27 protein-coding genes are annotated in these 24,018 nt (G+C 57.4%); 18 read left to right on the top strand and 9 right to left on the bottom strand.

The window, feature by feature from the left end; translation table 11 throughout:
* Positions 1–6 precede the first annotated feature (6 nt).
* The 11 genes from WBG04_RS07580 (at position 7) to WBG04_RS07530 (ending at position 8,004) form a co-directional block, all read left to right on the top strand.
* Positions 7–1,020: a type I restriction-modification system subunit M gene (locus WBG04_RS07580; RefSeq protein WP_424313798.1), complete on the top strand. Its 1,014-nt coding sequence runs from the start codon at positions 7–9 to the stop codon at positions 1,018–1,020.
* On the top strand, positions 1,010–1,513 hold the full coding sequence (locus WBG04_RS07575) for an N-6 DNA methylase (protein WP_424313797.1): 504 nt from the start codon (positions 1,010–1,012) through the stop codon (positions 1,511–1,513). Before WBG04_RS07580 ends, WBG04_RS07575 begins: the two co-directional genes overlap by 11 nt.
* The gene (locus WBG04_RS07570; RefSeq protein ID WP_424313796.1) at positions 1,510–2,742 is read left to right on the top strand and encodes a restriction endonuclease subunit S; all 1,233 of its coding nucleotides are present in this window, start codon (positions 1,510–1,512) and stop codon (positions 2,740–2,742) included. The genes WBG04_RS07575 and WBG04_RS07570 overlap by 4 nt, the downstream gene beginning before the upstream one ends.
* Positions 2,743–2,814: 72 nt before the next feature.
* Positions 2,815–3,996, top strand: coding sequence for a hypothetical protein (locus WBG04_RS07565; protein ID WP_424313795.1), 1,182 nt, complete (start codon positions 2,815–2,817; stop codon positions 3,994–3,996).
* Positions 3,993–4,862, top strand: coding sequence for an ATP-binding protein (locus WBG04_RS07560; RefSeq protein ID WP_424313794.1), 870 nt, complete (start codon positions 3,993–3,995; stop codon positions 4,860–4,862). Before WBG04_RS07565 ends, WBG04_RS07560 begins: the two co-directional genes overlap by 4 nt.
* A gap of 13 nt (positions 4,863–4,875) precedes the next feature.
* The gene (locus WBG04_RS07555; RefSeq protein ID WP_424313793.1) at positions 4,876–5,220 is read left to right on the top strand and encodes an STAS-like domain-containing protein; all 345 of its coding nucleotides are present in this window, start codon (positions 4,876–4,878) and stop codon (positions 5,218–5,220) included.
* Positions 5,220–5,849, top strand: a complete 630-nt coding sequence (locus WBG04_RS07550) for a hypothetical protein (RefSeq protein WP_424313792.1) — start codon at positions 5,220–5,222, stop codon at positions 5,847–5,849. Before WBG04_RS07555 ends, WBG04_RS07550 begins: the two co-directional genes overlap by 1 nt.
* A gap of 17 nt (positions 5,850–5,866) precedes the next feature.
* Positions 5,867–6,091: a hypothetical protein gene (locus WBG04_RS07545; RefSeq protein ID WP_424313791.1), complete on the top strand. Its 225-nt coding sequence runs from the start codon at positions 5,867–5,869 to the stop codon at positions 6,089–6,091.
* Between the two features lie 96 nt (positions 6,092–6,187).
* Complete coding sequence (locus tag WBG04_RS07540; protein WP_424313790.1) at positions 6,188–6,430, top strand: AbrB/MazE/SpoVT family DNA-binding domain-containing protein; 243 nt, start codon at positions 6,188–6,190, stop codon at positions 6,428–6,430.
* On the top strand, positions 6,430–6,846 hold the full coding sequence (locus tag WBG04_RS07535) for a PIN domain-containing protein (protein WP_424313789.1): 417 nt from the start codon (positions 6,430–6,432) through the stop codon (positions 6,844–6,846). Before WBG04_RS07540 ends, WBG04_RS07535 begins: the two co-directional genes overlap by 1 nt.
* A gap of 93 nt (positions 6,847–6,939) precedes the next feature.
* Entirely contained in the window at positions 6,940–8,004 is a 1,065-nt protein-coding gene (locus tag WBG04_RS07530) for an acyltransferase family protein (RefSeq protein WP_424313788.1), read from the top strand.
* Here the strand turns inward: WBG04_RS07530 and WBG04_RS07525 are convergent.
* From WBG04_RS07525 to WBG04_RS07490, 8 genes are all read right to left on the bottom strand, one after another.
* Positions 8,001–8,909: an MBOAT family protein gene (locus WBG04_RS07525; RefSeq protein WP_424313787.1), complete on the bottom strand. Its 909-nt coding sequence runs from the start codon at positions 8,907–8,909 to the stop codon at positions 8,001–8,003. The two genes, WBG04_RS07530 and WBG04_RS07525, sit on opposite strands and share 4 nt — an antisense overlap.
* Entirely contained in the window at positions 8,906–9,346 is a 441-nt protein-coding gene (locus tag WBG04_RS07520) for a hypothetical protein (RefSeq protein ID WP_424313786.1), read from the bottom strand. Before WBG04_RS07520 ends, WBG04_RS07525 begins: the two co-directional genes overlap by 4 nt.
* On the bottom strand, positions 9,343–9,747 hold the full coding sequence (locus WBG04_RS07515; protein WP_424313785.1) for a hypothetical protein: 405 nt from the start codon (positions 9,745–9,747) through the stop codon (positions 9,343–9,345). Before WBG04_RS07515 ends, WBG04_RS07520 begins: the two co-directional genes overlap by 4 nt.
* Before the next feature lie 22 nt (positions 9,748–9,769).
* The gene (locus WBG04_RS07510; protein WP_424313784.1) at positions 9,770–10,225 is read right to left on the bottom strand and encodes a thiol-disulfide oxidoreductase DCC family protein; all 456 of its coding nucleotides are present in this window, start codon (positions 10,223–10,225) and stop codon (positions 9,770–9,772) included.
* Between the two features lie 163 nt (positions 10,226–10,388).
* Positions 10,389–11,519: an ATP-binding protein gene (locus tag WBG04_RS07505; protein WP_424313783.1), complete on the bottom strand. Its 1,131-nt coding sequence runs from the start codon at positions 11,517–11,519 to the stop codon at positions 10,389–10,391.
* Between the two features lie 174 nt (positions 11,520–11,693).
* On the bottom strand, positions 11,694–12,143 hold the full coding sequence (locus WBG04_RS07500) for a DUF4405 domain-containing protein (RefSeq protein ID WP_424313782.1): 450 nt from the start codon (positions 12,141–12,143) through the stop codon (positions 11,694–11,696).
* Between the two features lie 77 nt (positions 12,144–12,220).
* On the bottom strand, positions 12,221–12,937 hold the full coding sequence (locus tag WBG04_RS07495; protein WP_424313781.1) for a uracil-DNA glycosylase family protein: 717 nt from the start codon (positions 12,935–12,937) through the stop codon (positions 12,221–12,223).
* Positions 12,934–13,704, bottom strand: coding sequence for a hypothetical protein (locus tag WBG04_RS07490; protein ID WP_424313780.1), 771 nt, complete (start codon positions 13,702–13,704; stop codon positions 12,934–12,936). The genes WBG04_RS07495 and WBG04_RS07490 overlap by 4 nt, the downstream gene beginning before the upstream one ends.
* Before the next feature lie 216 nt (positions 13,705–13,920).
* Between WBG04_RS07490 and WBG04_RS07485 the strand changes: the two genes are divergently transcribed.
* The 4 genes from WBG04_RS07485 (at position 13,921) to WBG04_RS07470 (ending at position 19,755) form a co-directional block, all read left to right on the top strand.
* Positions 13,921–16,350: a helicase HerA domain-containing protein gene (locus tag WBG04_RS07485; RefSeq protein WP_424313779.1), complete on the top strand. Its 2,430-nt coding sequence runs from the start codon at positions 13,921–13,923 to the stop codon at positions 16,348–16,350.
* 167 nt (positions 16,351–16,517) lie between these two features.
* Positions 16,518–18,899 (top strand): choice-of-anchor Q domain-containing protein, encoded by a 2,382-nt coding sequence (locus tag WBG04_RS07480; RefSeq protein WP_424313778.1) that lies wholly within the window; start codon positions 16,518–16,520, stop codon positions 18,897–18,899.
* A 255-nt stretch (positions 18,900–19,154) separates the two neighbouring features.
* Positions 19,155–19,421: a hypothetical protein gene (locus WBG04_RS07475; RefSeq protein WP_424313777.1), complete on the top strand. Its 267-nt coding sequence runs from the start codon at positions 19,155–19,157 to the stop codon at positions 19,419–19,421.
* Positions 19,393–19,755 carry a type II toxin-antitoxin system PemK/MazF family toxin gene (locus WBG04_RS07470; RefSeq protein ID WP_424313776.1) on the top strand — a complete coding sequence of 121 codons (363 nt, stop codon included), beginning with the start codon at positions 19,393–19,395 and terminating at the stop codon, positions 19,753–19,755. Before WBG04_RS07475 ends, WBG04_RS07470 begins: the two co-directional genes overlap by 29 nt.
* A gap of 48 nt (positions 19,756–19,803) precedes the next feature.
* On the opposite strand, the gene WBG04_RS07465 is transcribed toward WBG04_RS07470, so the two are convergent.
* Positions 19,804–20,004 (bottom strand): hypothetical protein, encoded by a 201-nt coding sequence (locus tag WBG04_RS07465; protein WP_424313775.1) that lies wholly within the window; start codon positions 20,002–20,004, stop codon positions 19,804–19,806.
* A gap of 323 nt (positions 20,005–20,327) precedes the next feature.
* Here WBG04_RS07465 and WBG04_RS07460 point away from each other — a divergent pair, with 323 nt between their 5' ends.
* The 3 genes from WBG04_RS07460 (at position 20,328) to WBG04_RS07450 (ending at position 23,824) form a co-directional block, all read left to right on the top strand.
* On the top strand, positions 20,328–21,683 hold the full coding sequence (locus WBG04_RS07460) for a hypothetical protein (protein ID WP_424313774.1): 1,356 nt from the start codon (positions 20,328–20,330) through the stop codon (positions 21,681–21,683).
* 168 nt (positions 21,684–21,851) lie between these two features.
* Positions 21,852–22,499 carry a PEP-CTERM sorting domain-containing protein gene (locus WBG04_RS07455; protein WP_424313773.1) on the top strand — a complete coding sequence of 216 codons (648 nt, stop codon included), beginning with the start codon at positions 21,852–21,854 and terminating at the stop codon, positions 22,497–22,499.
* A 518-nt stretch (positions 22,500–23,017) separates the two neighbouring features.
* The gene (locus WBG04_RS07450; RefSeq protein WP_424313772.1) at positions 23,018–23,824 is read left to right on the top strand and encodes a PEP-CTERM sorting domain-containing protein; all 807 of its coding nucleotides are present in this window, start codon (positions 23,018–23,020) and stop codon (positions 23,822–23,824) included.
* The last annotated feature ends 194 nt before the right edge of the window (positions 23,825–24,018 follow it).

Below are 24,018 nucleotides of genomic sequence, written 5' to 3'. Positions count from 1 at the left end.
TCCTAAATGGATACCACGTCCCTCCAGAGCCTCCTCAAACGCCTTTGCAAGCTGATGTGGGAGTCGAACGTCACCGACCCCCTCACCTACGTCACCCAGATTGCCTACCTCCTCTTCCTCAAAATGCTCGAGGAAATGGAAGCCGATCAGCCCAAAGGCAAACGCCGCGCCATCTTTGCCACGGTTAAGATTGACGGCGAGAAAGTGGACTTCGATAAACTCCGCTGGAGTCTGCTCACCTCCAATCCAGACAATGAGCGCATGCTCGCCACCTTGCGGGACCTGCTGCCCAAGCTTGGCCTCCATCCGGAACTCTCTCCCGCCGCCCGTTCCATCTTCGAGGACGCCCGAATCATGATTCCGGATGGCGCCACTCTTCGCCGGGCCGTCGACCTCATCTCGCCCGTCCACCTTCTGAGCGAGGATGCGGACGTCAAAGGCGACCTTTTCGAAACGCTCTCCAGCGACCTCGGCCAGCAAAAGAAGTCCGCCCAGTTCCGCACCCCGCGACATCTTATTCGCGTGATCGTTGAAATGGTGAACCCCACCATCGGTGGCACCGTCTGCGATTCAGCCTGCGGAACCGGTGGCTTCCTCATCGGAGCATGGGAACATATTCTTCTGGCCAATACCTCGCCCGAATTCGTTCGTGAAGTCGTCAGCCCGTGGGGCCAAACCGTCAAACGGGGCGTCGGCGACCAGCTCAAACCCAGCCAATGGAAATTCCTCCAGCAAGGCACTATCCATGGTTTCGACGGCGAACCGACCTTTGTCCGCATGACGGCGATGAATGCACTGCTTCATGGCTTCGATTACTCTCCCATCGTTCGCCGCGATTCCATCGGCGGCGGAGAAGACAAGTGGGATGAAGTCCAATTTGATTTCATTCTCGAGAACCCGCCCTTCTCCGGTGCAGCCCTCTCACCCAAGCGTTCCCTCCGGGTCGACAAGGGTGACAAATACGTCCGCCGCTCTCCGCAGTCTGCGTCCCGGTGGACGTGCTGGCATCGTGCTCCCTAACGGAATTCTCTTTGGCGATACGAATTCTCACATCGAAGTGAAGAAGCGCCTACTCGCGGAGTGTGATTTACAGGCCGTCGTCAATCTCCCCAAGGGAATGTTCGAGCCCTACACTCCGAATCCGACCTGCATCCTCATCTTCCAAAAAACCGGAAAAACCACTAAAAACACCTGGTTCTATAACCTCGAAGGCGACGGCTCCTCGCTCCGCAAGGCGCGCAAGTTCGGCCCGCAATTCCGCAACGACATCCCCGACCTTCTCAGCAAATGGCCGACCCGCGCCACCGAGGACGGCCGCGCCTGGCTCGTTCCGAAAAAGCGCATCATCGACAACGATTACAACCTCACCCTCGCAAGCCTCGGCCTCATCGAAGCAGATACGACCGACCACGCCAATCCTGAGGACATCCTCAAAAGCGTAGCAGAAAAGGAGAAGCGGATCCTGAAAATCGTCGAGGAAATGCGTAAACTCGTGACGGCGAAGAGGAAATGACGACAAAGCACGGGAAAGCCAAAAAAGCACGTAACTCCCTTCACGGGGTCCCAATGAGGCCCTTGGGCGAGTGCGGGAAAATCGTAGGTGGCGGTACCCCATCAAAAGGCAAGCCGGAGTATTGGAACGGCCACATTCCTTGGATCACCGCCAAAGAGATGTGGACTGACGAGATTCACGATTCGAAGCTCAAAATTTCCGACGCGGGCTTGGCGGCAAGCCCAGCAAAACTCATCCCTGCCAACTCCGTGCTATTCGTCGTTCGTGGTAGCATCTTGTTTAAGCGAATTCCTGTGGCAATTAGCCGCGTCGTTTGCACCATCAATCAGGACATGAAAGCCATCGTGCCGTGCGACGACCTACTACCCGATTACCTCGCGCTAATGATGCGAGCATCTAACGAGGAACTGAAATCACGCGTCGGTACAGCTGGCAATAGCGCGGGAAAACTCGACACGGCTGAATGGACCTCAATCGAAATTCCGATTCCGACGATGGATGAGCAACGCCGGTTGGTAAAGCGCATTGGCGCCATGACAATCCAGATTGATCAAGCACGCCAAACTCGGCAGGCCACCATCGACGAGGCAGCGACAGTTTTCAAACGTGCTCTTGAAATCGATTTTTCGGAAAAATCGTCTAAGAACTGGGTTGATTACACGGCCGATGAATTGTTCAAAATTGTAGGCGGACAGGTGAGCCCGCTCGACCCGGAATTCAGTAAATTGCCCTACCTCGGCCCGGAACACGTCGAATCTGGGACGGGGCGTATCGTTGGCAAGCGGCTATCTGTCGGCAAACTCAAAATGAAGAGCGGCAAATACCGCTTTTCCCCACAGCACGTCGTCTACTCCAAGATTCGCCCCGCTCTTCGGAAAGTCTGCACGCCAGATTACTCAGGTCTATGCAGCGCCGACATGTATGCGCTTAAACCAAACCTTGATCTCATAACCCGCGATTTTTTGAAGTTCCTTTTGCTCGCTCCTTCCTTCAGCTACTACGCCAACGAAAAGTCCGACCGCAATGCGATGCCAAAGATCAACCAAGCAGCGCTTCGAGGCTTTCGATTCCGTATTCCTGAGCATCCGGAACAAGTGCGAATCACTAATTTGTTGACCTCTATACTCGCCAAGCACGCGGAGCTCCGATGCCTCCAAATCGAAACTGAAGCTGAGTTAGCAGCCTTTACTCCAGCTCTTCTTGCTAAAGCCTTCCGTGGTGAGCTCTGACCTCTCCGAACCATGTCGTTCCTCCTCAATCCCACTTCCACCATTTCGATCGACGTAAAGTTTTACGACAATTTGGAAAAGAGCGACTTCGAAAAATGGGCCAACTCAACCCAGATCAAGTCAGTAGCTGGCCGCACCATCGAAGTACCAGGAGCCGAATTCCTCGCCTATTTTCTCATTCACAAAAAGGAACGCAGTCCAAGCCGATATCCCGATATTCAGGCAATCAAGCAAGACATCAAAATGGGCAGCGAAACACTCGAAGAGTGGGTGGACTACGACGGAAAGACTCTTCACGTATGTGACGACTGCGACTCACTGGGGAATACTTTCACCGAGCATCTTGGAGAAGCGGCAGGACTGGCGGTCGTCAATCGGATTCACGGACTCAACGAGGCTGACTGGATGAAGATCCCTGAGATCCCGGGCCGAAACGGACGAAAAACCCTCGATTGGAACTACGCCAGCGATGGCAAGGATTTCATCGAAATGGAGGCAAAGGGGGCCTTCACAGAGAAGGTAGATAGATTGGCAGAAATCTCTGGCCACAAAGCAAGCATCAAAACCAAGAAGAAGGATTCGAGCAAAACGTGCCACCCCAGATACAATCAGCGAGCGCTCCGCTATGGCACGATTACTAGCATCTCAAAGAACCCAAACAGCCTGCTAACCGTTCGACTTGTCGATCCAGAGGGCGAGGATTACGACCGAAACCCACACGATGCTCGTATTCTCAAACGCCTTTCGTGGGCATCTTGGCTCATTTGCCAGATTGCGGGCCGTACTCAGTTTTCTGTCGCTCTTCAGAATAGGTTGGCAGCCTTACTTCGCACCAACGACCTCGTTTCCTTCAATAAGCTTTCCCTCCTAGGAGGCACCGGCAAACCGATGGAAGGGTCGCAATTCATCGACCGATTCTTCGCCAATCGAACATCATCAAAAGAACTCCAATCCGCCGGAGTCCTCACACAGTTCGACAAGGAACACCTTCTCTTCATTGGCTTATCTCGCCGGTGGATGCTACCCATCATTCGTCAGCGTTTCGATGAAATTTCTAAGTTGAATTTCGAACCAAGATCCAAAGCGACTCAACTCGACTGTGTGTTAAGTCCCCATCAAATGGATACGAAATTTCCCGACGTCCCAGTGGAAGATTTGACAGAGGATGGAAATCTCCTTCGTTTTCGACGTAAAGCTGTCCTTCACCAAAGCGCCGGCGGAATGGTGTTCGGCCTCGTTTCAAAATTCGGATGACAACGATCACGGTCCCCCGTATCAACGACAGCCAGTGGGACTTTCGTACCCTTTGGCGAATTTGGGCAGACGCGACTCATGCAGGTGATAAAGTGACTCTCGATTTTCAGAGCTGTGACTTTCTTCGGGCCAATGCGGTTGCATTCCTTGGGGGGCTCATCCGTTTGCTCCAGTATCGCGGCTCGACAGTTTGGATCATCAACGTTGGACCCTCGATTCGCACCAACCTCCTTAAGAACGGCTTTCTACCCGCTTTCGCCGGAGAAGCTCACCCAGGCTATGGCAACACCGTTCCATTTCGCGAGGATTGGCAGCGGGACTCCGCAGCTTATCAGAACTACCTCGCAGATCACTGGCTGGGACAAGGCTGGGTAGAAGTGAGCAACGCGCTTCGGGACGCCATCATCGAGCGAGTGGCCGAGGGCTACCAGAATGCCTTCGACCACTCACAATCTCCGGTGGGAAGCTACACCTGTGGTCAGTTCTATCCACGAAAACGGGAACTCCAGCTGTCCATCGTTGATTTTGGGGTCGGAATTCCTTCAAACGTTCGTGAATGCGTCGGAGAGGCCGAAAAAGCCGCTGATTCCTGCATGGATTGGGCTTTTGTTAGGGGTAATACCACTGCCACGAAGCAAGGCCTAAGTCGTGGCCTCGGCCTTGATTTACTTCGGGATTTCATCCAGGTGAACGGCGGGAAACTTGAAATCCTCAGCCATGACGGCTATATTTCCGTTGACCAAGGGGGTGTTTCATCCCGTATTCTCCCCCACCCGTTTGAGGGCACGATGGTAAATATCCGCATCAGCTGCGATTCCCGGTTCTACCGTCTTGCCTCCGAGAATGTCGCCCTAGTGAACTTCTAAAACCTCTAAAACCATGAAGATTCAAGTCCGAGAATTGACCGGTGAGCTTTGCATGACCTACGAAGACGGCGAGATTCTTCTCGACCGGCTGAGGGAAGCGCTTGCCCATCCGGAAATAGTAGAACTGGACTTCGCGGGCACCCGTATCCACATGTCACCGTATTTTAACGGTAGCATCGCGGCCTTGCTTGCGGATCGATCACTCGAGGAGCTTCGCAGACAGTTAGTGATCCAGAATCTTCCGAGCCAAGCTGTGAGCACATTGCAGCGCTGTCTCGAAGTTGCCGTGGAGCACTACGCCAAACCTGAAGTGCGGGAGCGGCTTCAGAAGATTCTTGATGCCCACGCCGCTGCCTAATGCCGAACTATACGGTGCAAGCCGATGTCGTCGACATCGCCGGTGATCGACCGCGATCAACTGATTCCATCTGGGTGGATACAAATGTCTGGTACTGGCAGACCTACTCGCGGGCCTCGATGAGAACGAACAGCCCTCAGAGTTGGCAACTTCGGGTTTACCCTCGCTACCTCCAGAACTGCGTCATAGCCGGCTCTCAGCTCCATTGGGTTGGACTGTCGCTTTCTGAACTCGCCCATCAGATTGAGAAAGCGGAACACGAGATTGCAGAAATCTCCCGCTCAGTGCCTAGAGGAACCAGACCAAAGGATTTTCGCCACGACTACCCAGCCCTTAGAACTGGAGTCGTCACCGAAATTCAGAATGTGTGCGCTGACATCTCCTCAATTGCGACATTATTACCCCTGTCCTTGAATCAAACTTTGGTCGACCAAGCGATCTCTGACCTCCAAAATTGCGCCTTGGACGGATACGACCAATTGACCGCCCACGCACTTCGCGAGGCGGGAATTTCACAGGTCCTTTCTGATGATGGCGATTTTTGCACCGTCAGCGGAATCACCCTGTTCACCGCAAATCGAGGTGTCATTCAGGCAGCTCGAGCGCAGGGTCGCCTAATCACGAGGTGATCGAGGCGCCACCCAACATGCCCACCCCACACCGCTCCACCCAACTCGACGGCTGGCGTGCGGTCGGAGTGCTGGGCGTGATCTGGCTGCACTGGGCACCGCGATCATGGCGCGGTCCGCTCCCCTTCGAGATCGGCCTCTACTTCTTCCTCACTCTAACAGGCTTCCTCATCACCCGCATCCTTCTAAAAGAACGCAGCATCGGAGAGTCCGGCGTCACCGCCTGGAACCTGCTCCGGTAAAGGAGGGGCGCGTTACCACGCGCCATGGGTGGGCAAGGCGGCTTTCCAGCCGCGCTGCACTTGCCCTATGCCACTTTCTATGCCAATCATATTGCCATGAGCATTACCATCACCCTTGGTAAATCAGGTCGACTCGTCGTTCCGAAGCAGCTTCGCGACCGACTCGGCCTGCATGAAGGCAGCCGCCTCCGTCTGGAAGTGCTCGGCGGCAAACTCGAAGCCACCCCGGAAGCAGACGACCTCCGGATCGAGTTGAAAAACGGCCTCCCCGTCATTCAAGGCGCTCCACCATTGAATCAGGAAAGCATCCTCGACGCCATCAAAGCTGACCGCAAGTGATGCTGGCCCTCGACTCCTCCGTGCTCGTTGCCGCGCTCATCGCCTCGGCGCCCCATCATGATGCCTGTCGTCACTTGCTTCTTTCCGGAAAACACGCCGTCCACACGCATGCCTTCACCGAAACATTTTCCACTCTCACTGGAGGTCGCCTCGGATTCCGTATCTCAACAAGCGATGCCTCATCCCTTCTCCGCGATCAACTCGCCCCGAAAACAAAGCCGATTTCCCTAACAGAAAAGGCACTTTTGAGAGCCTATGCCGACGCCGAATCCCGCGGCGTCCGAGGCGGCGCGATCTACGACTACCTCCACCTCGTCGCCGCCAAGAAAGCAGGCGCGGAGAAATTGATGACCCTTAATCTCTACGACTTCCTTTCATTTCATCGTCCAGGTGATCCCGAAATCATCCACCCTTAACAGGTGAACCGCCGGCGATCCCTCCGGCGAGCTTACATCTCCCACCTCCCCAAGCCACCCACCCCGGGGATTGCAAATCCCCGCTCCACCTCGATGCCCACCCCACCCCGCAGCACCCAACTCGACGGCTGGCGTGCGGTCGGGGTGCTCGGCGTGATCTGGCTGCACTGGGCACCTCGTGAATGGTGCGGCCCCTTCCCTTTTGAAATCGGTCTCTACTTTTTCCTCACTCTAACAGGATTCCTGATCACCCGTATCCTGCTCAAGAACCGACGCATCGGCGAGGACTCCGGCCAGCTATGGAAATGGTCCTCCTTCCGCACCTTCCAATCCCGTCGCGCCCTCCGCATCCTGATCCCCTGCTACCTCGCGATGCTCTTCGCCATCGCCGCGCAGGCACCCGACATCAATCAGCACCCGTGGTGGTATTTCACCCAGCTCTCGAACTTCCACATCGCACTCCTCCCCCAGTATCCGAGCGGCACCGCCCACTACTGGACGCTCGCGATCCAGCAGCAGTTCTACCTCCTCTGGCCGATCTTCGTCTTTCTTATCCCGCGAAAATGGCTCGGAGCCTTCTTCATCACCTGCATTGCGATCGCGCCGATCTCGCGCGCGGTTCTCGAGAATCACTTTCCCTCAGTCCACCACCCCGGTGCCATCACCACCAGTGCGCTCGACTATCTTGGTGCTGGCGCCCTGTTAGCCCTGCTCTTCGACAATGGCATCCAGCCCGGCAATCGACGCATCAACATCGCCGCGTGGATCTGTTTCCTCCCCTACGCCATCCTCTATTGCCTCAGCGAAGCAGGGCATCACATCCCCGGCCTCGCCCACCTTCAGCAGACTTTTCTCTCAATCGCCATCGTCGGCCTGATCTCCGCCACGCTCCATGGGCTCCCCGGCATCCTCGGCAAGTTCCTCGAGACCCCGGCCATGCAGTACATCGGCAAGATCAGCTACGGCCTTTATCTTTTCCACGCCACCGTCCCCATGGCTCTTGGCTGGGTTCTCCCCTTCCTCTGGAACGGAGGCGACTCCCAACTCATGCTCGACCTCCGCATCCTCGTCTTCGCCCTCGCCTCATGGGCCATCGCCTGGCTCTGCTGGCGCTACGTCGAAGTGCCGCTGGCAAAGATCAAACAGCGCCTTCCCTAACAGTTCTCTAACAGGCCGAACACCCCGAGGCACGCCTCAATCACCTCGCTCTGGAAAGCCGGAGGGAAGAGCCACGGCAGCGGTAGCATTACCGCAACCAAAGCCGGAACTTTGCCAATCGGCTTCCCCCATTTCCGCTCCACCAGGGTCAGGATCCCGTGGAGGGTAAAGTAGAGCGTCGGAAGCCCGAATCCCGACCTCACCGGCAGCGTGATCGCCAGCTCGTGAAGCACACCCGAGCCCACAAATACCGCCATCACCCCCGCGCCTTGGCCTGCCATCCCCGCCACTGGCCGCCCAACCAGCCGCTGCATCATCTGCGAGTAGCCCACATTCCAGCGCCGACTCCAGAAGTCCCCCACACCCCTCGCCTCCAGCACATTGGGAAACAGCGTCCTCACCGGAAAGCCCGCCGCCCGCAAGCCTCCCTTCAGCACCCGCAAGGCCCCAAAGTGAAAGCCCAGACTCATCGGCAAGAACATCACCAAAATGTGTCGCCACTCCATCGCCCACACCAACCAGGCCCCGAGCGTCCCGACGAGCATCAACCCCGAACCCAACTTCACATCACCTTTCCAACTCAAGCCCACCCTCCTCACGCGGAAACTCCCCGGATCCATTCCGAACCAACAAAAAGCAAATACGAGAACCCTAGTAGCAGGAAGCTTCTCCGCCCGCGCCCACTCCGCATAGACCAATCCCTTCATCCCCCCAAGCAACACGCAGCAAATCCCCACCATCCGACCCACCGCACCAACATCCCTCAACACAACATCCGCACCCAAAACCAAACCTCCAAGCACCACCCAACCGACAATCCGCCTCAACCAAACCACCCGCAGCTTCGCCAAAAGCAACCCCGCCCCAATCCCCAGCACCACCAGAACCGGAATCACTCCAGTCATCCCCCGCCTCCTCCCAGCCAACCCAGATTCCAAAACACCAGGCCCGCATACAGCAGCACCAAGCCCACAAAGAGCAGCGTCAGCAAATGCTTCGCCACTCGGTTGAAACGGCTGCCCTCGACCTCACTCAGATCAAAGCCAAAGAACTGCAACCAAAGACGCACGCCCCACCACAGCAGCATGAAGGTGCACATCGCCGTCGCCGCGCCACTTCCCGCCATGAGCCAATCGCCAAACCCCAGCGCCAGCACCGCGAAGAACACGTGGCTTCCCCAAACGTAGATCGAATAGGTCCACCAGAGCTCGCGCATCAGCGGCGTCAAACCCGCCAGCTTCTCACGCCACTTCAGCGCCTTCGGGATCCAGAAACTCCCGAAACAAAGCGCCACCAGCGACCACCCGCCGATGTGCAAACCGATTTGCAATAGCTCCTTCATCGAAAAAACGCTGCCGCGGCAAACACCGCACTCAAAAATCCGAAGACTCCAAAGAAGAAGACATCCCAGAACCGATCCCTCCGCCGTGTCTCACGATCGTAGTAGGTCAACTGGACCACCACCCGGCTTGCCCAAAAAACCGCAAAGAAGCCACTGACAACCCGACCCATCCCGGGCTGCAAAAACAAGTGCGGCCACCCCAAGCACAACAGCGCCAGTGCCGCAATGATCGCCACGATGTAAGCGCAGTGCACATAAAAGACCTGCCGCACGATCACCGAACACCCTGCCAGATTCCCCGCATAATCCCACCGCCTCACCGCTACAAAATTCGCCACCACCAATCCCAACAAAACCAATCCCGCCACCCGCAAACCCAACTCCAAATACATCGCGTTCATCGTTCTATTCCCTCGTTTGCCCTCACTTCATCACACAAAACTCCCCCTCACACTCCGCCGCCTCCATCCGATGCAGCTCTTCCCGCACCTTCTTATCCTCGCTCCGGAAGAACACCTTGCTCAGCGCATGACGATTCGCCGCCAGCACACGGCAAGCATGAATCGCCACCGGCAACAGCCCCGGCCCACCCAGCCGACGCGCCGCCGTCTGATGGTTCGCACAACTATACAGGCACCACACCCAAGCCTCCGCTCCGCGGAAAATCCCACCCTCGCTCGTCCTCACCACCATCTCCCGCGCCGGATCAAGTGTCCCGAGTCCCGGAAAAACCTGCTCCGCATGCACCGCTTGGTAAGGAATAAACTCAATCCCAAACGCCCGCGGCTGCCGGTTGATCCATTCATGAAAGCTGCAGCACATCCCGCAGCGCCCATCATAGTAAACTTCGATTCCTTCAATTTGCTCAGGTAGTTTCATCGCGTTCTCTTTCTTTAGTTTCTGAAATATCTGAAACTACAGAAACAGCAAGCCAAATCTCTCAAGGCCCGGCTTCCCGCCTCAGGACCAGAGCCACCCGGAACGGAACCGGACCGCGCGACGCCGTCGCGCTCATCAACCCTACCTACAACCCCCGTTCAGCTCATCGCGACAAAGTCGTGCGGTCCAGGCTCCCAGCCATACCCAGCGCCTCCATCCCATCCCTGAGCGGAAAAGACGACTCGCCGGGATGCACCAACCAGACCTTTTCCAGCCCCAGGTCCGCCTTCGCAATCGTCATCGAATGCGTCACTCGCGGCTCGTCCGTCAGCTTGAACTCAAAACCAAAGCGCTTCCCCTCCCGCTCAACGACCAGATCCAGCCCTGCCCCGCCATGAGTCGCCCAAAAAAACATCTCATCCGGCTCCAATCCCAGCCCGGACACCAGCTGCTCCAACACAAAGCCCTTCCACGAGGCCTCGTGGATTGGATCAGCTCTCAGCGCATCCAGCGATTCGATCTCCAGCAGGCTGTGCAACAGCCCGGAATCTCGAAGGAAAACTTTCGGGGCCTTCACCACCCGCTTCGTTCCCCCGACAGGAAATGGCAGCAGCTGACGCAGCATGAAGGCACCCGTCAGAACATCCAGATAGGAGCGGGCGGTGGGATGGGAAATCCCGGAGTCCGCCGCGATCAAGGAGCCGTTCCAGGCTTCACCATGCCTCCTCGCAACGGCCGTCCAGAATCGCAGCATCCGCTCCGCTGGCACATCGATCCCCACAGCGGGGAGGTCGCGCCTCAATAATGTCTGCACAAAAACCTCCCGCCAGCGGACACTCTTCTCATCCGTATCGGAGAAAAATGAGCCGGAAAATCCTCCTCTCAACCACAGTCGCTCCTGATCACCCTTCGCAAGATGCCGATCGCTCAGTCCTCCGACCTCGATGAAATTGACTTTGCCGTGGGCGACTTCAGTGCCCCCCTTCATCAGTGCGGGCGAGACATTCGCAAGAATCAGCAACCGCGACGGGCCTCCCCAGCTCGTCACCAGATCCAGCAGGTCACGGAAACACTCCCCTTGCCGATGCAATCCCTCGACAAGCACCAGATTCCTCAACCCACCCAGCGCCTCCCTCGGATTTTCGAAGCGCGCCTGATCCATGGCGTCCTCTAGATTGAAGTAGTTTTCCTCCGCCACTTCGAGTCCCTCGACCAAGGCCCTTTTCCCAATCCCCCGCGGCCCCAGTAGCACCGTCACCTTGAAGTCCCTGATCGATTCTTCGATCTCATTCAATAAGTCCGGATAATTTGAAGATCTCACTTTTCATGAAAAGTGAAATCATAAGCTCTGATCTTCAAGCTTTATTTGTTCGTTTATCTTAAATTTATTGAACCTTGTAATGAACACTTTCATTTTTCCTGATTTTACAGCTTTCCTCCTCATCCAGCTGGCATCGATCGACCAATCTCATTCGTCCCTCTCCTCATGGTCCATCTCCCTCATCTGGCCCTCACGGTGCTGGCGGGGACCGCCCCGGTGGTCGTCTTGCCCGATCCGATCACGAACCGGCAGCAGCACCAAAGCAGCGATGATCACCACTCCGCCGCCGAGGCCCATAACCAGCGGCCAGCTTCGTTTCCTCGCCGCAATCTGCCAGAACCACCTCCAGTGCATCAGCAGATGGACCACCAGCATCAAGAGAAACCCGTAGCCGACCCAGCTGTGAAGATCACCCCATTCGTGGCGATCCCAGCCAAGCGCTGTAAGGCCCCGCCCACCGCGTGAGCCTGGCGGAAGCCGCCACCTCAGCAGCAGACCGGTCCCCGCCAAAGCGCAAAACATCAGCCAGATCAGCCCATTGGAAATCCGCGGCCATCGCGTCCTCGACGCCGGCTTCTTGGAAGCCCCCTCTTTCATGATGGATCGAATATCCACCCGCCTGCACCTATAAGTCTTCGCGGTGCAGACCAATCCCTCCGCCTATCTCGCCCACCCTACCACACCCCCATCGCCCTCAACTGCTTCTCAGCCGCCTCCGCCCAGCCACGGTTCGCCGCAGGCGAGGCCGGCGAAGGATGAAGGATCTTCCCAAGCTTCGCCTCATACCCGATCCGCTCCGCCGCCTCCTTGAGCTTCCCTTCCGCATAAGCCCCCACCCCGATCAGAAATTCCGGCCTGAGTGCCGCGATGACTCTTTCGAGATGCTCCTGACAAGCCGCCTCCACCGGCACCATCTCCTCCTTCGGAAGCTTGTCCGGCGTGATATTCGCACCCGTCTCGCTCATCCACACCAGCGGACAGTAGTTCGCCACAAAGTGTTCGGCAAAGAAGTCGTCCGCCTCGGGATACTTCTCGGAAAACAAGCCCCACAGTCTCCGTCCGCTCACCTCCGAGCGCGCGCAATCAAAGCCATCCACCGGCCGCTTCGGATGCTCCGGCTCCGGCTTCACCACCTTTGCCGAAATCCCCATCCAATCCCGCACCGCCGGAATCTCGCCGAAGGGCACTCCGGTCTGCGCCATGCCATACGGCCCCGGATTCATCCCCAGCATCAGCACCCGCTTCCGACCTTTGCCGAAGCGCCTCAGGTATTTCTCATGCGGAATCCGCGCGTAGTCGGTCGGCAGATAAACGTAGGCCGCCTTGGAAAAGGAAAGCGGCCGCAAACGATCCGCCTGCACCCGGGCTGCTTCGATCAATGCCTTGCTCACCCCCCGACTGAAGCGGGTCGCCGACGGCGAAGCAACACCAGCGTTCCCAACAGCGAGAGCATCGCCACACCCGGTTCTGGAATCGCCGAAAGCTGGAGCGAAAGGGTGCTCGTCGGGGGCTCATCGATATCGAGCCAGATCGGAAACCAGTCACCCAGAAAGCGGTCACTCGAGCGTTGGTAGAGGCGGCTGGGGTCCGTCCCCGCCCCAGCAGGGCCCAAGTCGGCCGCATCCTCAAGCTTCGGCCCAAAGCTTCCGCCATCCACGTAGTTGCTCAAGTTCTCAAACTTGATTGACCAGAACAAATCATCAGGCACCAGCGTATTGATGTCCGAGAACACCAGCGTGGTGAGATTCAGATTCGTCGGCCCATCACTCTCAAAGGTCACCGAGGTCGGGCCCGAGGTCCAAAGGGGATCCACGGCCGGCTTGAAGTCCGCCAGCTCGCCCGGCGTCACTCCCGGTTGGCCGACTTCGAAATCCGGCGGAAAGTTGAAATCCGCTGGGATCGCCTCATACAACGAAAAGGTCACCGTGCCGGTACGCGCGATGTTCGAGTAGATCGCCATTGAAGCCTCGGTCAGAAGTCGATTCGTCCCGGCGAGCTGGGCGCTGTCGCCATACTCGACCTGCTGCTCGATCGGCAAATAATTGAAGAGGCCACCGGTTTCACCCGGAAGGTCATACACGGACTCGGAGATGCTTTGCGAAAAGCCGGCAGTGGTGGCGCAAAAAGCCACCGCCACCATGAATTGGGGGGTATTCATTGGGGGGGGACCAGGGGGATTCGGAATGTGAATAAGCCATCTAACACCCTTTGGTCCAGCGAGAAGCATCACGGATGCGTGAACTTTCCGTCTTTGCGGAATGATCCATTCCAGCGACGATCATCCCTTGAAATCGGCCAGCGGCGGCTTGCAACCGCTCGCAACATCGGACACTTCTCCCTTCCACCCTCCTTCTCCTTCAGCTGATCTACCCCAATGACACCCGCCATCCCCGGCCCCAGCGACTTCGAGAAACTCGGCTCCTTCTATCTCGGCAAGGCATACGACCTCGAGACCAAGCAGGTGCAGGATGACCTCGTGATGTACGACTCGAAAGACCTCGTCACTCACGGCGTCGTCCTCGGCATGACCGGCTCAGGGAAAACCGGCCTCTGCATCGGCCTGCTCGAAGAAGCCGCGATGGACAACATCCCGGCAATCGTCATCGATCCCAAAGGCGACATCTCCAACCTCCTGCTCCAATTCCCCGAACTCGCCCCTGCCGATTTCCGCCCGTGGATCAATGAAGACGACGCCACCAAAAAAGGCCTCTCACCCGACGACTTCGCCGCCAAGACCGCCGACATGTGGAAAAAGGGTCTCGCCGATTGGGGCCAGACACCGGAGCGGATCAAGACCCTCAAGGAAAAGGTCGACATCAACATCTTCACCCCCGGCTCGAAAGCCGGCATCCCCGTTTCGATCCTCTCATCCCTCGCCGCCCCGCCATTCGAAATCGTCGACGACGGCGAACTCTTCGGCGAACGCATCGAATCCACCGTCTCGTCCCTGCTCTCCCTCGTCGGTGTCGACGCCGACCCGATCCAATCCCCCGAAGCGATCCTGCTCTCGAACATCTTCGCCCACGAATGGCGCGACGAACGCGACCTCTCGCTGGAAACCCTGATCCGCCACATCCAGAAACCACCCTTCGACAAAGTCGGCGTCATCGACCTCGAATCCTTCTGCAACGCCAGGACGCGCCAATCCCTCGCACTCAAGTTCAACAACCTGCTCGCCTCCCCCGGCTTCTCGACCTGGCTCGAAGGCCCGCCGCTCGACATCGCGAAAATGCTCCACGCTCCCGATGGAAAACCGCGCGTCTCGATCTTCTCGATCTCCCACCTCAGCGACAGCGAACGCATGTTCTTCGTCAGCCTGCTGCTCAACCAGATGCTCGGCTGGATGCGCACCCAGGGCGGCACCACCTCGCTGCGCGCCCTGCTCTACATGGATGAAATCTACGGTTTCCTCCCTCCGACGGCCAACCCGCCGAGCAAGAAGCCGATGATGACCATGCTCAAGCAAGCCCGCGCCTTCGGACTCGGCTGCCTGCTCGCGACGCAAAACCCCGTCGACCTCGACTACAAGGCCCTTTCCAACATCGGCACCTGGTTCCTCGGCCGCCTGCAAACCGAGCGCGACAAACTCCGCGTCCTCGACGGTCTCGAAGGCGCCGCCGGCTCACAGAATGCAAAATTCAACCGCAAGGAAATCGAAAGACTGCTCTCCGGGCTCGGTGCCCGCGTCTTCCTGATGAACAACGTCCACGAGGACCAGCCCGTGCTGTTCCACGTCCGCTGGGTGATGTCTTATCTAACAGGTCCGTTGACCCGCGGCAAAATCAAAGAGCTGATGGATCCGAAGCGGAATGCCTTCGAAACCGTGGCGGCGGATTCCATCCGCCAAGCCGAAAAGACCAACCCCATGGCCATGTCTACGGCATCCATCGTAGCACCAAGCTCACGCCCCATCGTCGGAACCGGCGTCATCGAGAAATTCCAACCCGTCGCCGGTGATCCGGAAGGCGTCACCTATCGCCCCCACCTGCTGCGCGTCGGAGCCGTCACCTTTTCCTCCACCAAAGCCGACGTCGAAGCCACCCGCAAAGTCCGCAAGGTCAACCCGATCACCGCGGATGGCATCGACTGGGACGAGCAGGTGCCCCCGCCGCTCAATCCCGAGAACATCGGATCCGAACCGACTCCCGGCGCGGGCTTCGCGGAACTCCCCGGCTTCGCCATGAACGCCGACAACTACAAACAGGTCGACAAGGACTTCTCCGACTGGCTCTACCGCGAAGAGCGCGCTGAAATCTTCGTCTGCAAGGACCTCAAGCAGTACTCCCAGCTCGGCGAATCCGAAGCCGAGTTCCGCACCCGTCTCGCCCATGCCGCCCGTGAAGCACGCGACGAAGCCGTTGAGAAACTCCGCGACAAGACCGAATCCAAACTAAGAACGCTCACCGCTCGCAAGCGCACTGCCGAAGGCACCCTCGCCCGCGAGAAAAGCCAGGCCACCGCCGCCAAGCTCGACGCCGCAGGCAGTGTCTTCGGAAGCATTCTCGGCGGCATCCTCGGTGGGCGACGCAAAAGCGCCACCACCTCCGTCAAACGCTCCGGTTACGCCCTCCAGCAACATCGCGACGTCGCCCGCGCCGAAGAGAAGGTCGAAGGCATCGAAGAGCAGATGAATGAACTGGAGCAGGAACTCCAGCGGGACATCGAAGAACTCACTCAAGCCTTCGCCCCCACTGCCCTCGAGCTCGACACCGAAACGCTCAAGCCCACCCGCGCCAACACCAAGGTCGAAACCATCGCCCTCCTCTGGCTCCCCTACGACGAACGCGGCGACCGGGCGTGGTGATTCAAATTGGACCGCGCGACGCTGTCGCGCCGATCTGTTCCGGAGGTAGGCTGGCTCGACTTGATAAGCGCGACAGCGTCGCGCGGTCCGGCCGCTCACACTGGCCGCATCTTTTAAATATCTTTTGTATTTACTTTATAAGTTTCCCTGTTGATGTGTTCTCCACTGTGAAGAGACTCCTCCCTATCCTTCTTTGCTGTTCCCTCCACCTTCAGGCTCAGGAACCTCCGGAAAACCCCACCCTAATCTTCGTCGCCGACGGGAGTCCGGGAACCTACACATCTCAGTCGAGCAACATTCCGACGAACTGGTTTCTCCCGGGTTCCGCGCCGCTGCGGAGCGAAGCCAGGTTTGGCATCGGTGGGCCGGAGCATGCTGCTGAAGTCTCCACGATCGACTTCTTCCAATCCATTCGCATGAAGCAGTCGTTCGATGTCTCGACGACACCCGCGAACCTGACCTTGTCCCTCAAGATCGAAGGCGGGCCGCTGGTGGTGTATCTGAATGGGGTCGAAGCGCTCAACCTTCAGGAAGCGGACCTGCCTCTTCCAAACGATCGTGGCTTCAGGGATTTCGATCTAAGCCCGCAAATCGGAGGGCTCCAAACGACGGGGAATCTGCTCGCCATCCTTGCGCAAAGCTCCGTGATCATCCCGATCCTCCACGGCACGGTTTCAAACGCTCAGGGATCCATCTTCGGATTGGACCCGCGAGAGACTCGCCTAAAAGAGGGCGGCTCACCGCTTAGACTCCGTGTGTTTCGCCTAAGCCAAACAAGTGCAGCAACAAGGGTTTTCTTCACCCAAAACTCCGGTGGGTCGGCAACCCGTAGCGACTTCGCTGTACTCCACAACGGAATCGAGTTACCGCTGACTAGCAGCGACAACGGCGATTACTTTCGCATACCTTTCGAAGGAGCGGAGCAAAGCAAGGTGATAGATCTTGTTCCCAACGACGATCTTCATGCAGAAGCTCAGGAGTCGATTTCCCTGAGCAGCGACTACTCTTCTCAGCCACCGCTGTCGCTCATCATCTCGTGGAACGACACCGTAGTCACTCGCACCACGGCGAGTGGCGAAGGATCCCTTCGCCAAGCCATCGAAAACGCCGAGTTGGGACCGGGAATCGAGATCATTCGTTTCGACAATGCCGAAGGCGTTCCCTTCAGCCTCGCCCCGGTCACCGTGAACCTGGATTTCGGGAGTCCGGGGCGATACGGCCTGCGAGAGGGCTTCACGATTGAAGGTCCGAAGTCCCCGGGAAGGGTCACCATCCAAGGGAACGGAGGACCCTTGTTCCATATTTCGGGTGCAGGAGGAGCCGCAAGAACTCAGGATCTCACGCTTCGCCGCTTGGTCATCCGAGGATCTTCGCTTGTCGTCGAGTCCGTCCGCTATTCCGGAACGATGCTCATCGAAGACTGCGAGTTTATCGACAACGAACGGGTCCTCGATCTCTACAATCGGGATAACGCTGCGGTCATTCAACGCTGCCTTTTCACCGCGAACACGGGGGACTCCATCAGACGGGGTTCTGGCCTCCCTCCTTCCATCGAAAATTGCACTTTTGCCCACAACGGCGGCACGGACCTTACCTTGGGAGGCGCCGCAGAAGTCTCTCACTGCAGCTTCATCGGAGAAAATCGATTCGCATCAGGCAGAGCCTCGTTCCGGAACTGCCTTCTAGCAGGAACAGGAGATATCAAAATCATCAACAACGACTACGATCAAGGAGGCAACTTGTTTGCTGGAATTTCTGAAGGAGGGGAGCCGGTCCTCGCCAGTCACCCCGGTAGCCTTTCCACTTCATTGGGGGAGACAGCCTTGGGCGAACTCGGCTTTCACGGCGGCTTCACCCGCACCATTCCGATCCTATCTAACAGTCCGGCGCTTGATCTCGGCCTCCCAGTGGATTCCGAGTCGGCGGAGTTCGACCAGCGTGGCGCCCCTTATTTCCGTCGTGTTGGGCCCGAGCCCGATGCCGGTGCCTACGAACTTCAATTCGACTCCACCTACCTCGCCATCGGCCTCGAAACTGAAGCTGTTTTCGACGAACTCGCCGGTCTCTATTTTCAGTTCGCCATCATTCACAATACCTCCCCATGGACAATATCCGGCGCTCGTCTGCAAGTCACAGGTCTGCCCGACAACGCCGTCCTCTACAATGCCTCAGGCGGGGGATTCGTTGACCTCGCTGGGCCGATCTCTCCCATGGGATACCGAATCGTTGTCTTGCAGTACCTTGCCTCTCGCCCCGATTTGAACCTTTCCCCCGACTTGCAAATCGAGCTGCTGCCGGATTGGGACTCGATGGATTCAAGTGCCCCACCCATTCCTGAGATCGCAATGTTCTTCGGAACCGACGGGAAGCCTTGTCTCGAATTCAGAACGAATCCGAACAGCGACTACCAAATCGAGATTTCTGAAAACCTGAGGGAGTGGCGCACCCTTGGACCCATCCTGTCGGCAGAATCGCAATCCATCACTTGGAAAAATCCAGAGCCCAAAAACGACCCGCAGCAATTCTACCGCGTGGTAACAATCGATTAATCGAGACCCAAAAGCCCACCCTCGCCTCCATCGCCCTCCTCTGGCTCCGCTAGGACGAACGCGGCGACCGGGCGTGGTAGCAAAAAAGGACCGCGCGACGCTGTCGCGCTTATCCGTTCCGGGGCAGGCCAGCCTGGGGTTGATCAGCGCGGGAGCGTCGCACGGTCCGCTTTCTTTTCCCTACCTCACTCCCATGTCTCGCTACACCCCGGCATCGATCCTTGTCATCGCCCCAGATGTAATTACAGTAAGTCCATGGACAAGATCCAGAAACCGATCCAAATCGGCAACTCCAGGGGAGCACGGATCCCAGCCAAGCTCATCCGTTCCTACCACTTGGATCGGGGATTCGTTATGAAGCCCGTTCAGGACGGCATTCTGATCACACCGGCGGCAGGCTCCAAACTCACTCTCGAGGAATCCTTCGCCGCCATGGCTTCCGATCAATCCGACTCAAGGAACGCTCTCGAATGGGCCGAATCCGGACTTAGTGATGGCCTCGAAGAAGACTCCGGTTTCTAAGTCCCCACCGCTCGTCCAGCGCTACGAGGTCCATTTGGTAAGTCTCGACCCCACTGCGGGGAGAGAAGTCAGGAAGACGCGCCCGTGCGTCGTGATCAGTCCCAATCCGATGCATCAAACCGGAATGGCGGTGGTCTGCCCCCTGACCACCTCGCTCCACCCTCAATGGGCTCACCGACTCCAAATCTCCTGTGCGCGAAAAGCCGCCGAAATCATGGTGGATCAAATCCGGGCGGTCAGCCTCGCCCGCTTCGTCAAGCGGATCGACACCCTATCAGCCAAGGACGCCGAGGCCCTGCGTGACCTCATCGCCTTGCTCTACGCCACTCCGTGAAAATCAGCAAAGCTGATCTGCCCACCCCGCTTTCCTCGGGCAACTACTTCACACCGCCCAACTCAATCTACGTCGGCGTCGTGCAGTCGTGAATCGACGGTGCTCTGCGGGTTTCAGCATCCTGTCGCCCACGATGCCACCAAGCTTGAATAGCGTATCCGGTTGGAAGCCATCGCCGGGATGGGTCGATTCAATCTGGTCCGACTGGCGCAGTTCCTTACGACGCGGGTTGGAGGCTTCCATTCGCATGGTTTTAAGGGATTCGAAATGGGTGGCCCGATCAACTCGCCTCCTCTGGCTCCCCTACGACGAACGCGGCGACCGGGCGTGGTGATTCGGAAAAGGGCCGACCTCAAAACGTTCGTAGTTCCTCCTTCAGGAGGCCGAGGCACCCCAGGGAACCGCCTGAAGGCGGAACTACGAACGCGAAAAAACAGCTCTTCACTTCAGAAACGAGATCAGGCCAAACCTTTTGACCTTCATCGATTTCCTCAAGCTCCCGGGATAAGGCTAGCGAGTTCCAAACTCGCTTTCCCGATTCCACCTTCGTAAAAACCTTCCAGGAGTTTCCCATGCGCGCCCATCCGCTCATCATCGCCATCGCCGGGCTTGTCCTGTTCGGTGCCGGATACTTCGTCGGCAGCCACAATCCAGCATTGGAGCTCCAAGCCAACGCCAAAGAAGTTCCGAGACGCGAACAAGCCCTCTCACCAAGCAGCGCGCCATCCTACCGACCACCCGCCGATTTCGCCTCGCAGCTCACGACGTCCGATTATTCCGGTCGGGAGAAAATCCTCGAAGCCATCGACTCCGAAAACCTCTTCGCTCACTTGGAACAACTGCTTGCCGAAAGCAGTCCGGACGGACTCGACTACGATCTCAAGTCCTCCATCGAAACCATGCTCAAGCGGTCCATGGAGGAAGATCCCAACGGCACCATTGCCTGGATTCTCGGCATCGAGCACACGGGAAATCGCGACTACCTCTTCAAGGAAGTCATCGACGAAAAGGAAAACGCGGAGTGGGTCGCTCAGAATTTCGACCAGCTTCTCAACTCCGCCATGTCCACCGAGAACCCGCACGAGCTTCTCAAATCGGTCATCGGCACCAAGACTGACACTTCACCAGAGGAAGCGATCCGCCTTTCGAAGGAAATGCTGCGCAAGGACGATGGCCAGTTCGATTTCCCGTCCGGCCTTGGTGAAGCCTCCGCAAAAGCCGGCTGGACCACCCTGTTCGAATACTACAAAGATAGCTGGCTTCCCGATCACGGCTCTTCAGGTTGGACATGGGGCGGGGAATTCCCACGTGACTTCGATTTCGCCTCGTTTGCCGCCGCTTGGAAGAAACATGAAGACTCCCTGCAACTTCCTAAAAGTGGTCGCTTTTACGAGCCTCCGGAGATGCTCTGGCAAGCATGGTCCGAGCGCGATCCCCAAGCGGCCCTCGAATTCATGACATCTGGTGGATCGAGGACCTTCGATCTCGATACTTTTCTCTCGGGTTACAGCAAGTCCGCCTCGCCCAGCGAATTTCTGGAAACTTCTGCGGGAATCCTGGCGAATGACCCGCAAGCACGCGCGACAGTCGGAAGAAAAGTCGGCGACTACCTCGAAGATCGTCCCGACGCCCTGCCGGAATTCACCACCAGCATCGCGCAGAACCAGGCCGACCCAGCTTTGGTCTCAGGTGTCGTGGCACGCTCGCTCGAATCCGAACGAATGCTCGCCAGGATCGGTATTCCCATTCTGGAATCGGTCCCGCGCAGTGAACAACTTGGGCTCGTGCGGTCAGCCTTCACCAGCCAAACAAGCGACGGTTTTGAAAGCTACTACATCGGGGCCAGCACCCTCGAGCGCATCATTCCCGCGCTGGCGCAGTTCGGCCACCGCGAAGCGGAAATCCGCGCAACGCTCGAAAACGATTAAAACCGCGACCATCGGGAAAGCGGCTTTTCAAGCCGCCCGCCTGTGATGAGGTCTGGCGTGCATTAAATTGCACAATTGTATTGACGCCGGGTGTCGGTGGTATTCAATCGCCCGGCAAGCTCACAAGAGCCGAGACCTAGGAAAACAAGACAAACACCAAACCATTTAATGAAAAAACCACTTATCGCATCGCTGGCCGCCCTCGGCTTGCTGGCAATCCCTGCAACTGCCGCTGTCACTCTGGCAAACGGAGGATTCGAAACCGGTGACTTCTCCGGATGGACCACCAACCCGTTCGCCTCCACAGTCGGAGCACCGGGCATTGGCGCTCAGGAAGGAAACTTCGCCGCACAATTGACAACCGCCGCCACTGTGAATGGCGTCCCCGAAGTCAACCAGTCCTTCGCAGCAGCCCCGGGAGAGGTATTCACCCTCTCCGGCTACATGCTTACGGAGACTGCTCTTCCGGCAGGTGCAAGCTTCGGTCTCTTCAAGATCGTCTTCCGCAACATTGGTGGTGGTGACATTGTCCTTCCTAATGAAAATGTCTTGATTGGTAATAACAACGTTGCCAACCCGGGAGCAGAATCCGACCTGCTCAATTCCGCTTCGCCAGTCAACGAATGGGTCTTCGCCCAAGTGCAGGCCATCGCGCCGGCTGACACTGTGGAGGTTCTGTTCCTCGCACTCGATGTTGAGTTCAACGGAGGCGACAACCCAGTCTGGTTCGACAACATTCAGGCGGTTCCTGAACCATCCAGCGCCCTGCTGCTTGGTATGGGTGCCTTGGGACTGCTGTTCCGCCGTCGCAACTAATCCAAGGATTCGTCCTTAAACACTTCTTACAGGCCGCCCTTCCGGGGGCGGCCTGTTTTTGTTGGCAGAATCGGTCAAAGCGGAAGCCCTACCGATAGAGCTTGACGCTCTCGTCTAGCGCATGAAGCGCCCCGATCCGAGCAGCGGCGCTCGATCTCGAAAGCCACTTCAACTCGGCAGACCGGACTTGGACAAAGCCGGGCGCGGTCGTTTGCTATTGGCAATTCCTGCATGTTCCGAGAACAAACCGGTAACATCCTCGTCCGCCCGCGAATCAGACTCGCCAACACCACTTGCTCAGACAACCAGCGGCATGGTTGCATGCCTCGTCGATTAATCCGCCAGCGCCCAGCAATCGGGCCGATCAGACTGGATTTCAAAAGCCAGCGTTTGAGACACCACCCCTCGATTGAGGGATGCATGTCGTCATTCGATTCATCTAGATTGGTAAAATCTTGACACAGCGAGGAAATCCGACTCAATACGATACGACAAAAATAGACTCAAAAAACAATCCAATGAAAAAAACGACCAGTAATCTCACTAAATTCGCGCTGGGTGCCTTCGCTTTTGGAGCCCTATCCAGCGCCAACGCAACCCTCGTTAGCTACGAATCATTCGACTACCCACCACCGGGCGACCCGTTTCTCGATGGTAGCAATGGCGGCCTAGGGTTTTCCAGTTCGTGGCGCGGTTCCGGGCTCATTGACGCAGGCAGCCTGACAGGAACCGCTGGAACTCTGACGCCCGGTGGTAATAAAGGGCTGATGGACATCAACGGTCGGGCATGGAGAAATCTCTCGACTAGCTACAATGACTCGGTGACGCAGACCATTTATGTGAGCCTGCTGATGCGAGATGGGACCCTCAATGCCACTGACTACACCGTTTTTGAAATGTTCAATGGAGACGATGGAGATCCCAGCCGAGCTTTCCAACTTGGTTTGATCGCCGGCGACGGACCGAACGACGGCAATATTTACTCCAAGGTAAACAATACAGCGCTATCCTCTAGCCTTGGTGCCGCCACGACCAACTCAGATTTCTACTTGATTCAATTCGATTTGGTCAATGGAGCCGATGATACCGTGAGCGTTTGGAGAAACCCGGGGATCACCCCCGGTTTGGCTGATGGCACGATCACCGTTCCGAGCATTGCCTTCGATCGCATTGCCTTTGCAGCCTTCGGTGGGAATCCCGATCAGGCCTTGGATGAGTTCCGCCTCGGAACCGAGCTCGTGGACGTTTTGGCAGTTCCCGAGCCAACTTCCGCCAGCTTGGTGATTTTGGTAATGGGAGCTACACTACTTCGTCGCAAGAGGTAGAAATCCAGCCAAACCCCTCGCCTTCCTCTCACCCCGCCTTGCTTCAAGGCGGGGTATTTTTTTCCGTGGCTCAGCCGATCTGTTCTTACCCGTGAAGTCCCCAGGAAGCCGCGGGCAGTTATCCTTTAAGTAGGTTGGTCGCTTCTGCTTTTAAGACAACAAACCCCTCGATTGAGGGATGCATCTTGAAATTA

Origin of the sequence: Haloferula sp., from assembly GCF_049672945.1 — a bacterium.
Taxonomy (GTDB): Bacteria; Verrucomicrobiota; Verrucomicrobiia; order Verrucomicrobiales; family Akkermansiaceae; genus Haloferula.
The sequence above is the reverse complement of the archived record's forward strand: the minus strand, read 5'-3'. Positions and strand labels throughout refer to the sequence as shown.

Bases quoted from the DNA above. Each gene is read 5' to 3' on its own strand.
- WBG04_RS07580 (WP_424313798.1), top strand. From the start codon at position 7: ATGGATACCACGTCCCTCCAGAGCCTCCTCAAACGCCTTTGCAAGCTG.
- WBG04_RS07570 (WP_424313796.1), top strand. From the start codon at position 1,510: ATGACGACAAAGCACGGGAAAGCCAAAAAAGCACGTAACTCCCTTCAC.
- WBG04_RS07560 (WP_424313794.1), top strand. From the start codon at position 3,993: ATGACAACGATCACGGTCCCCCGTATCAACGACAGCCAGTGGGACTTT.
- WBG04_RS07555 (WP_424313793.1), top strand. From the start codon at position 4,876: ATGAAGATTCAAGTCCGAGAATTGACCGGTGAGCTTTGCATGACCTAC.
- WBG04_RS07550 (WP_424313792.1), top strand. From the start codon at position 5,220: ATGCCGAACTATACGGTGCAAGCCGATGTCGTCGACATCGCCGGTGAT.
- WBG04_RS07545 (WP_424313791.1), top strand. From the start codon at position 5,867: ATGCCCACCCCACACCGCTCCACCCAACTCGACGGCTGGCGTGCGGTC.
- WBG04_RS07540 (WP_424313790.1), top strand. From the start codon at position 6,188: ATGAGCATTACCATCACCCTTGGTAAATCAGGTCGACTCGTCGTTCCG.
- WBG04_RS07535 (WP_424313789.1), top strand. From the start codon at position 6,430: ATGCTGGCCCTCGACTCCTCCGTGCTCGTTGCCGCGCTCATCGCCTCG.
- WBG04_RS07530 (WP_424313788.1), top strand. From the start codon at position 6,940: ATGCCCACCCCACCCCGCAGCACCCAACTCGACGGCTGGCGTGCGGTC.
- WBG04_RS07525 (WP_424313787.1), bottom strand. From the start codon at position 8,909: ATGACTGGAGTGATTCCGGTTCTGGTGGTGCTGGGGATTGGGGCGGGG.
- WBG04_RS07520 (WP_424313786.1), bottom strand. From the start codon at position 9,346: ATGAAGGAGCTATTGCAAATCGGTTTGCACATCGGCGGGTGGTCGCTG.
- WBG04_RS07515 (WP_424313785.1), bottom strand. From the start codon at position 9,747: ATGAACGCGATGTATTTGGAGTTGGGTTTGCGGGTGGCGGGATTGGTT.
- WBG04_RS07510 (WP_424313784.1), bottom strand. From the start codon at position 10,225: ATGAAACTACCTGAGCAAATTGAAGGAATCGAAGTTTACTATGATGGG.
- WBG04_RS07500 (WP_424313782.1), bottom strand. From the start codon at position 12,143: ATGAAAGAGGGGGCTTCCAAGAAGCCGGCGTCGAGGACGCGATGGCCG.
- WBG04_RS07490 (WP_424313780.1), bottom strand. From the start codon at position 13,704: ATGAATACCCCCCAATTCATGGTGGCGGTGGCTTTTTGCGCCACCACT.
- WBG04_RS07485 (WP_424313779.1), top strand. From the start codon at position 13,921: ATGACACCCGCCATCCCCGGCCCCAGCGACTTCGAGAAACTCGGCTCC.
- WBG04_RS07475 (WP_424313777.1), top strand. From the start codon at position 19,155: ATGGACAAGATCCAGAAACCGATCCAAATCGGCAACTCCAGGGGAGCA.
- WBG04_RS07470 (WP_424313776.1), top strand. From the start codon at position 19,393: ATGGCCTCGAAGAAGACTCCGGTTTCTAAGTCCCCACCGCTCGTCCAG.
- WBG04_RS07465 (WP_424313775.1), bottom strand. From the start codon at position 20,004: ATGCGAATGGAAGCCTCCAACCCGCGTCGTAAGGAACTGCGCCAGTCG.
- WBG04_RS07460 (WP_424313774.1), top strand. From the start codon at position 20,328: ATGCGCGCCCATCCGCTCATCATCGCCATCGCCGGGCTTGTCCTGTTC.
- WBG04_RS07455 (WP_424313773.1), top strand. From the start codon at position 21,852: ATGAAAAAACCACTTATCGCATCGCTGGCCGCCCTCGGCTTGCTGGCA.
- WBG04_RS07450 (WP_424313772.1), top strand. From the start codon at position 23,018: ATGAAAAAAACGACCAGTAATCTCACTAAATTCGCGCTGGGTGCCTTC.